This is a genomic window from Cupriavidus yeoncheonensis, from assembly GCF_905397275.1.
GTDB lineage: Bacteria > Pseudomonadota > Gammaproteobacteria > Burkholderiales > Burkholderiaceae > Cupriavidus > Cupriavidus yeoncheonensis.
Map to the genome: position 1 here is coordinate 1 of NZ_CAJPUY010000051.1, position 9,546 is coordinate 9,546.

Genomic DNA, 9,546 nt, shown 5'->3' on the forward strand with positions numbered 1-9,546 from the left:
CACGCCGGCGAACCAGCGGCGCCCGCCAAGAACGAAAACTCAATCACCCCCCCTGCGACAACAACCCCGTCGTAAACACCGTCGACCGGATCAACCACACCCCGTCGACCCGCACATACTCATCTGCATAACGCCCGGTCAGGAACGTACGCGAGCCATTGGCATCATCCAGCGCCAGGTACGCCAGATCCCAGCTCCCCTGCGCCGACTCCGCATCCAGCACCCGGATATCCGACTGCCCGGCAAAATGCATCTCCCGCAGCGTGGGCCGGCATGCCAGGTCCGCGAAACACTGCACCAGTGCATCACGCCCGGGAAAGCTGCCGATGCGGTCATAGTGGATATGCGCGTTGTCCGGCACGAAGCAGGCGCGCATGGCTTCCGGGTCCTTGTCGTCGCAGGCGCGCAGGTAGCGCAGTTTGAGCGCTCGAATCGCATCCGCCGCTTCCAGCCGCGCAAGGCGGTCGGCAATGCCGGCAATCTCTGTCATGTCCAATCCCCTCGTTGATCAGGCTTCACGCAATTGATACTTCAGCACCTTGCCCGCCGCACTCACCGGCAGCGATGCGACGAAATGCACCTCGCGCGGCACCTTGTAGTTGGCCATGTGCCGGCGCGCCCAGACGATCAGCGTCTCGGCATCCAGGCGCGCGCCATGGCGCAGCACCACGTAGGCGCGCCCGACTTCGCCCAGCCGCTCGTGCGGCATGCCGACGACTGCGACCTGGGCCACCGCCGGATGGGCCACCAGCAGTTTTTCCACTTCCGCCGGGTAGCAGTTGAAGCCGCCCACGATGAACATGTCCTTGATGCGATCCGTGATGCGCAGGTAGCCACGCGCATCGAGCGTGCCGACGTCGCCCGTGTGCAGCCAGCCGTCGGCATCGATGGCTTCCGCCGTGGCCTCGGGCAGGCCGAAGTAGCCTTGCATCACGTTGTAGCCACGCACCAGCACCTCCCCGGCCTCTCCGGTGGCGACCGGTTGCCCCTGCGCATCGACGCAACGCAGTTCGACCCCGGGCATGGCGCGGCCCGATGTGCCGGCAACCGTCTCGGCATCGTCGCCCGCGCGGGTCAGCGTGGCAAAGCCGCACGACTCGGTCAGGCCGTAGCCGGTGATGACGGTGTCGAAGCCCAGTTCGTCGCGCATGCGCTGGATCAGCACCGGCGCGATCGCCGAGGCGCCGGTCACGGCGATGCGCAGCGACGACAGGTCGAACTCGCGCAGGCGCGGCGCGTTCAGCAGCGTCTGATACAGCGTCGGCGGCCCCGGCAGCACCGTGATGCGCTCGTTCTCCACGCGCGTCATCACGGCGTCGGCGTCGAATACCAGGTGCGGCAGCACGGTGGCCCCGCGCGACAGCGCCGCTAGCCATCCTGCCTTGTAGCCAAAGGTATGGAAGAACGGGTTGACGATCAGGTAGCGGTCCCCTGCCTGCACGCCCGTGATCGCGGCCCAGCCGTCGACGGCACGCAGGTTCTGCGCGTGGGCGGCCATCACGCCCTTGGGCCGCCCGGTGGTGCCCGAGGTGAACATGATGTCCATGGGCGTGTCGCCGCGCACGCCGGCCTCGCGCTGCGCGAACGCGGCCATGTCCACCTGCTCGGCCAGATCGAGGAAGCCCTCCCACGCCAGCTCGCCGTCGGCCTGCACCCTGCCCTGCCCCGGCCGCAGGATCACCAGGCGCTCCAGCGTGGCCGGCCGGTGCGGCGCCAGCATCTGCGGATAGCGCTCGCCGAGGAAATCATCGACGCAGAACAGCAGGCGCGCGCCGCTGTCGGCCAGCACGGCCGCCGCTTCCGCGCCTTTCATGCGCGTATTGAGCGGCACCAGCGCCGCGCCCACGCTGTGCGTGGCCAGCGCCGCAATGATCCATTCCGAGAAATTCGGCGCCCATACCGCGACCCGGTCGCCCGGCTGCACGCCGAGCGCCATCAGCGCCCGGCCCGCCTGTATCCGGCACGCATCCAGCCCGGCATAGCTCAGGCGCAACCCGTCTTCCTGGATGGCGGTGCGTTCGCCGTGGCGCTGCGCCGCGCGCCGCACCAGTTCGGGAATGGTCGCGGCAGGGTCCTCCTGCCCGGCGGCGTCGAGGCCGGCCGGGGCCGCAATGGCATCAATGGTGTCAGAGGCAGTCATGTCAGTCCGGGAACTTCAGGTGGATCTCGTCGCTCGCCGCGCGCGCCTGGCAGGCCAGGGTCCAGCCCGCCTCCAGGTCGGCACGGTCGAGCACATGGTTTTCGCCGAGCGTCACGTCGCCCCGCGTCACCTGGCACATGCAGGCGCCACACAGGCCGGCGCGGCAGGAATTGGGCGCGGCCACCCCGGCGCGCTGCAGGGCGTCGAGCACGGTTTCGTCCGGCGTCACGCCGACATGGTGGGTTGCGCCGTCGAGCTGCACGGTCAATGCCGCGCCGCGCACGGAGGGCGGGGGCGTGGCCGCATCCATCACGGCCGGCTGTGCTGGCGGCTTTGCCGCCGGCGCATCGGGCAATGACAGGAAGCGCTCCACGTGCAGCTTGCCGCGCGGCACGCCGAGTTCCTGCAGCGCCGCCTGGGCCGCGTCCATGAATGGGCCGGGACCGCACACAAAGCACTCGGCCAGGCTCCATGGCCGCGCCAGTTCTTCGAGCTGGCGCTGCGTCGGCGGGCCCTGCACGCTGTCCAGCCAGTGGATCACGCGCAGCCGGCCCGGGTGGCTGCGCGCCAGCGCGGCGATGGTTTCGGCGAAGATGATGGAGCGCTCGTCGCGGTTGGCGTAGACCAGCGTCACCGCGCCGCGCCCGTGGCGCAGCGCCGCCTTGGCGATCGACAATACCGGCGTGATGCCGCTGCCGCCGGCCAGCAACAGGAAATCGCCATGCAGCGTGGGCGGCGTGAAGACGCCGGCCGGCGCCATCACCTCCACCGTGTCGCCCGCGCCAAGGTGGTCGCAGATCCAGTTGGACACGCGCCCGCCCTGCACGCGCTTGATCGTCACGCGCAGGGCGTTATCGACCTCGGGCGTGCTCGACAGCGAATAGCAGCGTTGCAGCGGCTTGCCGTCGACGGGCACGCGCAGCGTCAGGAACTGCCCGGGGCGGTAGGCGAAGGTATCGCGCAGGCCGTCCGGCAGCGCGAATACCAGCGAATGCGCCTGGTCCGTTTCCGTGACGACCTCGGCGATCTGCAGCCGGTGGAATGGTACTGGCGCCATGATGTCCTTGTCTGGCTCGGGGCGGCGTCAGGCCACGCCCATGATGGTCTGCGCGTTGTCGATGCGCAGTTCCGCGCCGTTGATGAAGCGCGATTCGTCGGAGGCGAGGAACAGCACCAGGTTGGCCACGTCGCGCGGATGGCACATGCGCTGCATCGGCTCGGCGCCGCCGATGTCCTCGGACAGGGCCGCGGCGCCGCCGGGCAGGAAGGCCGCGGTCATCGGCGTCAGGATGCCGTCCGGATGGATCGAGTTGCAGCGCACCTTGTAGCCGCTCTGCTTGCAGTGGACTGCCACCGCGCGCGTCAGCGCGGCCACCGCGCCCTTGCTGGCGCTGTAGGCGCAGAACGCGCCCATGCCGCCCAGCGCCGCCACCGACGACATATTGACGATGCTGCCGCCGCCCGCCTTCATCGCGGCGACGCCGTACTTGCAGCCGAGGAAGTAGCCGTCGGCGTTGATGCGCATCACGCGCTGCCATTGCTCCAGCGTGGTGTCTTCGACCGTGCCCAGCATCAGGATGGCCGCATTGTTGACCAGCACGTCCGGTGCGCCGAAGCGCTGCTCGGTGCGCGCCATCACCTGCTGCCAGCCGGCTTCGCTGGCGATGTCGTGCGGTACGAACAGGGCGGTCTCGCCGATCTCGCGCGCCAGCGCGTGGCCGGCTTCCTCGTTGAGGTCGGTCAGCACCACGCGCGCGCCTTCGCGCGCCAGCAGCAGTGCGTCTTCCTTGCCGACGCCGCTGGCGGCCCCGGTGACGATCGCGATCTTGCCTTCAGTACGTCGGCTCATGGGAAATCTCCTCGTTGTGCGCCTGCCGGCTGCCGGCAGGCTGTTGTGTCAGGTGGCGGCCGGCATGGCGGAGCCGGCCTTCATGGTCCTGCGCTGCCGCTTCAGGCCGGGCACAGCGCGCCCGGCGGCGCGGACGTGGTGTAGGCGCCGTCGACGTAGACCAGCGGCGACACCTCGCCCGCCAGCCGCACTTCGCGCAGCCGGCCGATAAAGACCGCGTGCGTGCCGTAGTCGAAGCGGCCATCCTGGCTGCAGACCAGGTTGGCCTGGGCGTCGCGCAGGCACGGCACGCCGAGCAGGTCGTCTTCCCACTCGCCGCTGGTGAAGCGCTCTTCGCCCTTGAGGCGGCCGCTGCAGTCCACCGCGATGTCGCGGTGGTCGGCGGCGAGCAGGTTGATGCAGAAGTCCGCGCCGGCATCGAGCGGCGGATAGATCGACGCATTGCGGTTGATGCAGATCAGCAGCGAAGGCGGGTCCGCGGACAGCGAATCGACCGCGGTCACGGACATCGAATAGCGGCGCTCGCCCTGGCGGCAGCTGATGACCGCCACCGAGCGCGCCATGCGGCGCATCGCCTTCAGCATGTCGTCGCGCAGCGCGGTGCTGGTTTCGGGATTGGCGCTCATGAGGCCTCCTGTACGGTTTGAGCGTGGGGCACGGCGGCCGGCTGCGGGGTCCGCTGCGAGAGCAGCTCGGCAGCGATGAAGCCGAAGGTCATGGCGGGGCCCAGGGTGGAGCCCGCGCCGGGATAGCTGGTGCCCATCATCGAGGCACTGGTATTGCCGATGGCGAACAGCCCGGCGATGGCGCTGCCGTCTTCGCGCAGCACCCGCGCGCCGGCATCGGTCACCAGCCCGCCCTTGGTGCCGATATCGCCGGCATCGAGCCGCACGGCATAGAACGGTGCCTTGCCGATCGGCGCGAGGCACGGGTTCGGTTGCACCGCCGGGTCGCTGTAGTAGGTGTCGAACAGGTTGTCGCCCTTGCCAAACTCTTCGTCGACGCCGGTGGCGGCGTAGCGGTTCATGCGCGCCACGCTGCCGGCAAGCCCGTCGGCATCGACGCCGATCTGCCGCGCCAGTTCGGCCAGCGAGTCAGCGCGCACCAGGATGCCGGACAGATTGGCCGGAATGCCGCGGTCCGGCATGACCGAGCCCGGCAGGATCGGGCCGCACGGGTACTTGTGCCGGAACGTGGCGTCGAACACCATCCAGGCCGGCACGCTGCAGCCGGTCTGTTCATGATCGCGGTACATGGCGGGCACGAACTCGGAATATGGCGCGGCCTCGTTGACGAAGCGCCGGCCCTGCCCGTTCACCACCAGGCAGCCAGGCATGGCGCGCTCGATGAAGAGCGCGCGCTGCTTCTCCTCGCCCTGCACGTGCACCGTGGGCGCGCCCCAGACATGGGACATCAGTGCCACGCCGGCGCCGGCGGCCTGCGCTGCGCGGATGCCGTCGCCGGTGTTGCTGGGTGGCGTGGCGCTCCAGGCGGCGCGCGTCGGCTGCGGCAAATATTGTTCACGCATGGCCTGGTTGCGCTCGAAGCCGCCGGCGGCAAGGATCACGCCGCGCAGCGCGCGAATCTCGACCACCTTGCCGTCTTGCATGGCGCGCACGCCGCGCACGGTGCCGTCTTCCACGATCAGGTCCTGCAGCGCGGTATCGAGCCACAGCGGGATCGCGCGATCCATCATGGCCCGCCGCAGGCCGCCGGCCAGGCTGTTGCCGAGCGTGAGCCGGCGGTCGCGCCGGGTCTTGCGGCGCCAGCCGAAATCGAGCCAGTAGCGGGCGAACTGGCGCACCGCCAGGCCAAACCAGCCGGGCGAGCGGCACAGCAGCGCATGGGCCTCGCCCGAGGTCACGGCCACGCGGCCGCCGACCAGCGTGCCCGGCGACGGCGGGCGCAAGCGGTCGAATTCCTCGCGCAGGCGCGCGCCGTCGAACGGCATCGGATCGAGCGCGCGGTAGCCGGGCATCGCGCCCGGTTCCTTCTGGAAGTAGTCCGCGTAGCGCGGCAGCGTGTAATAGTGCACGCCGGCCTGCTGTTCCAGGTACTGCAGCATGCGCGGCGCGTGCTCAAGGTAGGCGCGGATGCGCTGGGGATCGCCATGCTCGCCGGTGCAGGCGAGCACGTACTCCAGCGCCCTGGCATAGTCGTCCTGGCCGCCGGCCGGCGCGATATGGTGGTTGAGCGGAATCCAGATGCCGCCGCCGGACACCGCCGAGGTGCCGCCGTACTGGCTGCTCTTCTCGAGCACCACCACCGACAGCCCGCGGTCGGCGGCGCGGCAGGCGGCAAGCATGCCGCCGGCACCCGAGCCGACCACCACCACGTCAAACTCCTTCGGCTGCATGCGCGCTGTGTTCTGGGTCATGATGGGCTCCCTTGCCATGGCCGCCTTCAGATGAAGAAGTCGGTATTGGCGCGGCCCATCATCACGCCGCCCAGGTTCTGGCCGAAGCGGTCCAGGTTGTTGGCGTAGTGGGCACGCGCGGCGTGCAGGTCCAGGAAGCGGCGCACCATCGGGTTGGAGCAGTAGATACCGTTGCCGCCGGCATAGCGCAGCAGGCCGTTGGCGAGCTGCGCACAGCGTTCGGCCACCTGCGACGACTGGTAGCGGAAATGCAGGCGGCGCGGCGTCTGCACCTGTCCGCCGTCACGGGCGACCGCGAGCAGTTCGTCGAAGTTGCGTTCAAGGACTGTGCGCATCTCGTCGATGGCCACCTGTGCATTGGCGCAGGCCATCTGCGCGCCGCCGTCCTCCGCGGTCTTGCTGCCGCCGTTGCTGCTGACACGGCCGTCGGCATAGCCGATGAAATCGTCCAGCGTGCCTTCCAGCGCGCCGATGCACGCGGTGCACACGGCACGCACGAAGATCTGCGCGAACGGCAGGCGGTACAGCGGCGTGTCGTTGAGCGCCAAGCCCGGGCTGGTGCCCATGGCGCCATCGACGGCACGGTGGGTGCGGTAGTCCGGCACGAACACGTCGTCGACCACGATGTCGTGGCTGCCGGTCGCGCGCAGGCCCAGCACGTCCCAGTTGCGCACGATCCTGTAGTCGGAGCGCGGCAGCAGGAAGGTGCGGTAGTCATAGGCACCGCCCGGCTCGGCCGGCGGCACCAGGCCGCCCAGGAAGATCCAGTCGCACAGTTCGCTGCCGCTGGAGAACTTCCAGTGGCCGGAGAAGCGGTAGCCGCCTTCGACCGGCGTGACCTTGCCAACCGGCATATAGGTCGAGGCGATCAGCGTGGCGGGATCGTTGCCCCACACTTCCTTCTGCGCGCGTTCGTCGAACAGCGCGAGCTGCCAGTTGTGCACGCCGACCACGCCGTAGACCCAGGCGGTGGACATGCAGCCCCTGGCCAGGGCCATCTGGATCCGGAAGAAGGTCTGCGGGTCAAGTTCGTAGCCGCCGTAGCGGCGCGGCTGCAGCACCTTGAAGAAGCCCGCGGCCTGCATCTCGGCGAGGGTCTCGGCGGGGATGCGCCCTTCGGCTTCGGCCTGTCCGGCGCGCCCGGCCAGCGCGGGAATCATCTGTTCGGCGCGCGCGATTAGGCGTGCGGCCAGTTCCTTGGGGTCGTTGTGGTGAGGCACCGCGGGTCTCCTTGTGGTTTTGTCTTGTGGCTGGCGTTGATGTTTGCACCGGCTGGGCGGGGTGCCATCGTCTGTTGGGACTAGCTGTTCCCGCGATCTGGCGTACGGCGCTGCGCGGATGCGCCGGCCCGCTCCCCCGGCCTTGCTCCCGCACGCGGGAGCGAGGCGCAGACCCCCGGCAGGCAGCCGCCTCCGGGATCAGGCCAGTGCGCGCAGCTTGCGGCCCTGCTTGCGGAAGTGCGGGATCACGTGCTCGCCGATATTGCGGATGGTTTCGAGCTGCGCCCACTGCGGCACCGTGCCCATCTGGCAGATGAACAGGATCTCGTCGGCGCCGGCGTCGATCAGGCGCTGCACGTAGCCGATGCAGTCCTCCACGGTGCCGTAGGCATGATTCGGGTTCAGCATCATCATCGACGGGTCGCTGAAGTCGACCGAGACCTTCTCGGAAGCGAACTTCGTGTTGATGACGGCCTTGCCCTGCGCGTCAGTGGCGGTGACGTGCTCGTCGTCCCAGGTGGACGGATCGGGCCGCTCCCCGCCGGCGTACCAGTACGACAGCGACTCCATGAAATAGCGCTGCCCCTTGATGCCGATCTTGCGCGCGGCCAGGCCGTCGTCCAGCACGATGGTCGGGCACAGCGCCGCCAGGTGCTGGTGCGGGCGGAAGCCGACCTGGTCCTCAGGCTTGCGGGTTTCCCACGCGGTGCGGTAGATGTCATTCTTCTTGGCGACATCCTCCGGGCCACCGAAGCCCAGCACCAGCGCACCCATGCCGCGCGCACCGGCGCGCTGCAGCGTCTCGGCATTGGTGCATGCCAGGTACATCAGCGGATGCGGGTCCTGGCGCGGCTTGGGATGGATCGGGCGGCGCGGGATCTTGATGAACTCGCCGTCGTGCTCGATTTCGTCCTGCGTCATGATCTTCGGGATCAGGTACATCGACTCGTCGATCATCGGGTGCAGGCTGTTCAGGTCGTAACCGAAGGTGCCGGCCTCCTGCTGCGTGCCGCCCTTGCCCACGCCGAAGTGCACGCGGCCGCCGGAGAGGATGTCGAGCGTGGCGATGCGCTCGGCGACCTTGACCGGATGGTTCATCGCGGGCGGCAGGCATACCACGCCGTGGCCGATGCCGATGCGCTGCGTGCGCCCGGCGACGAAGGCCAGGAACGTTTCCGGCGCGCTCATGTGCGCGTAGTTGGTCAGCGCGGTATGCTCGACCGCCCAGACCACGTCGAAGCCCATGTCCTCGGCGAGCACCACCTGTTCCATGATTTCATCGAACACCTTGTGGTCGCCGGCGCGCGAGGCGTCGACGGTCTGTGCTTCATAAATCAGCGAAAAACGCATTGCAGTCCCCTTCCCTGGTATTGATGGTCCAGGACCGCCGCCGGGACGCCGCCGGGTGCCGCGCCTCGGGCCGGTAGCGGCCTGTGTGCTTGCAGTGTGGTCGGCGCAAGGCGTTGCAACATCGTCTGATTGGATTATGAGCACTCCGTGGCGCATCCCTATCATTGGTTGCGGGCCTCAGTTCCACATCACGCCCGTTCATCGAAGGGACCAGGACATCATGCAAGCCAGACTATTGCTTTACCCCGTCGCGGACATCGACACCGCGCTGCCGTTCTTCACCGAAGGACTCGGCCTGTCCGTGAAATTCCGCGATGGCGACCGCTATTGCGCGCTCGATGCCGGCGCGCTGACGCTGGCGCTCGTGGCCGGCGAAGAGAAGCTCGTCGACCAGCCGGCGCTGGCGTTCAGGATGGAGGAAGGAGAGGAGATCGACGCCGCCATTGCACGGCTGGTGGATGCCGGCGCCACCGTGACGCTGCCCGCGGCGCAGGGCCCGCATGAGACGCGTGCGGTGCTGCAGACACCGGAGGGGTTTTCTCTGGTGCTCAGCGGGAAGGGTTGATTGGTGTTGTCGTTCTTGGCGGGCGCCGCTGTTTTGCCTGGCGTA

General features: G+C 68.8%; 9 protein-coding genes. 1 reads left to right on the forward strand and 8 read right to left on the reverse strand.

Annotated elements, in window-relative coordinates; genetic code table 11:
• Positions 1-43: 43 nt before the first annotated feature.
• The 8 genes from KHO22_RS32085 to KHO22_RS32120 all read right to left on the reverse strand — a co-directional run bounded on the left by KHO22_RS32085 (position 44) and on the right by KHO22_RS32120 (position 8,936).
• Entirely contained in the window at positions 44-490 is a 447-nt protein-coding gene (locus KHO22_RS32085; protein WP_211951221.1) for a nuclear transport factor 2 family protein, read from the reverse strand.
• 18 nt (positions 491-508) lie between these two features.
• The gene (locus tag KHO22_RS32090; RefSeq protein WP_211951222.1) at positions 509-2,140 is read right to left on the reverse strand and encodes a FadD3 family acyl-CoA ligase; all 1,632 of its coding nucleotides are present in this window, start codon (positions 2,138-2,140) and stop codon (positions 509-511) included.
• Position 2,141: 1 nt separating this feature from the next.
• The gene (locus KHO22_RS32095; RefSeq protein ID WP_211951223.1) at positions 2,142-3,197 is read right to left on the reverse strand and encodes a ferredoxin--NADP reductase; all 1,056 of its coding nucleotides are present in this window, start codon (positions 3,195-3,197) and stop codon (positions 2,142-2,144) included.
• Positions 3,198-3,224: 27 nt separating this feature from the next.
• Positions 3,225-3,989, reverse strand: a complete 765-nt coding sequence (locus KHO22_RS32100) for an SDR family oxidoreductase (protein ID WP_211951224.1) — start codon at positions 3,987-3,989, stop codon at positions 3,225-3,227.
• 101 nt (positions 3,990-4,090) lie between these two features.
• Positions 4,091-4,615: a flavin reductase family protein gene (locus KHO22_RS32105; protein WP_211951225.1), complete on the reverse strand. Its 525-nt coding sequence runs from the start codon at positions 4,613-4,615 to the stop codon at positions 4,091-4,093.
• Positions 4,612-6,366, reverse strand: coding sequence for an FAD-dependent oxidoreductase (locus KHO22_RS32110; RefSeq protein WP_211951226.1), 1,755 nt, complete (start codon positions 6,364-6,366; stop codon positions 4,612-4,614). The genes KHO22_RS32105 and KHO22_RS32110 overlap by 4 nt, the downstream gene beginning before the upstream one ends.
• A 26-nt stretch (positions 6,367-6,392) precedes the next feature.
• Positions 6,393-7,586 carry a flavin-dependent monooxygenase gene (locus KHO22_RS32115; RefSeq protein WP_211951227.1) on the reverse strand — a complete coding sequence of 398 codons (1,194 nt, stop codon included), beginning with the start codon at positions 7,584-7,586 and terminating at the stop codon, positions 6,393-6,395.
• 198 nt (positions 7,587-7,784) lie between these two features.
• Complete coding sequence (locus KHO22_RS32120; protein ID WP_211951228.1) at positions 7,785-8,936, reverse strand: LLM class flavin-dependent oxidoreductase; 1,152 nt, start codon at positions 8,934-8,936, stop codon at positions 7,785-7,787.
• A gap of 220 nt (positions 8,937-9,156) precedes the next feature.
• On the opposite strand from KHO22_RS32120, the gene KHO22_RS32125 reads away from it, so the two are divergent.
• On the forward strand, positions 9,157-9,501 hold the full coding sequence (locus tag KHO22_RS32125) for a VOC family protein (protein WP_211951229.1): 345 nt from the start codon (positions 9,157-9,159) through the stop codon (positions 9,499-9,501).
• Positions 9,502-9,546: the final 45 nt, after the last annotated feature.

What these genes read in the sequence shown, in the direction of transcription:
- KHO22_RS32085 (WP_211951221.1), bottom strand. Translation starts at nt 490, where the DNA reads ATGACAGAGATTGCCGGCATTGCCGACCGCCTTGCGCGGCTGGAAGCG.
- KHO22_RS32120 (WP_211951228.1), bottom strand. Translation starts at nt 8,936, where the DNA reads ATGCGTTTTTCGCTGATTTATGAAGCACAGACCGTCGACGCCTCGCGC.
- KHO22_RS32095 (WP_211951223.1), bottom strand. Translation starts at nt 3,197, where the DNA reads ATGGCGCCAGTACCATTCCACCGGCTGCAGATCGCCGAGGTCGTCACG.
- KHO22_RS32090 (WP_211951222.1), bottom strand. Translation starts at nt 2,140, where the DNA reads ATGACTGCCTCTGACACCATTGATGCCATTGCGGCCCCGGCCGGCCTC.
- KHO22_RS32100 (WP_211951224.1), bottom strand. Translation starts at nt 3,989, where the DNA reads ATGAGCCGACGTACTGAAGGCAAGATCGCGATCGTCACCGGGGCCGCC.
- KHO22_RS32110 (WP_211951226.1), bottom strand. Translation starts at nt 6,366, where the DNA reads ATGACCCAGAACACAGCGCGCATGCAGCCGAAGGAGTTTGACGTGGTG.
- KHO22_RS32125 (WP_211951229.1), top strand. Translation starts at nt 9,157, where the DNA reads ATGCAAGCCAGACTATTGCTTTACCCCGTCGCGGACATCGACACCGCG.
- KHO22_RS32105 (WP_211951225.1), bottom strand. Translation starts at nt 4,615, where the DNA reads ATGAGCGCCAATCCCGAAACCAGCACCGCGCTGCGCGACGACATGCTG.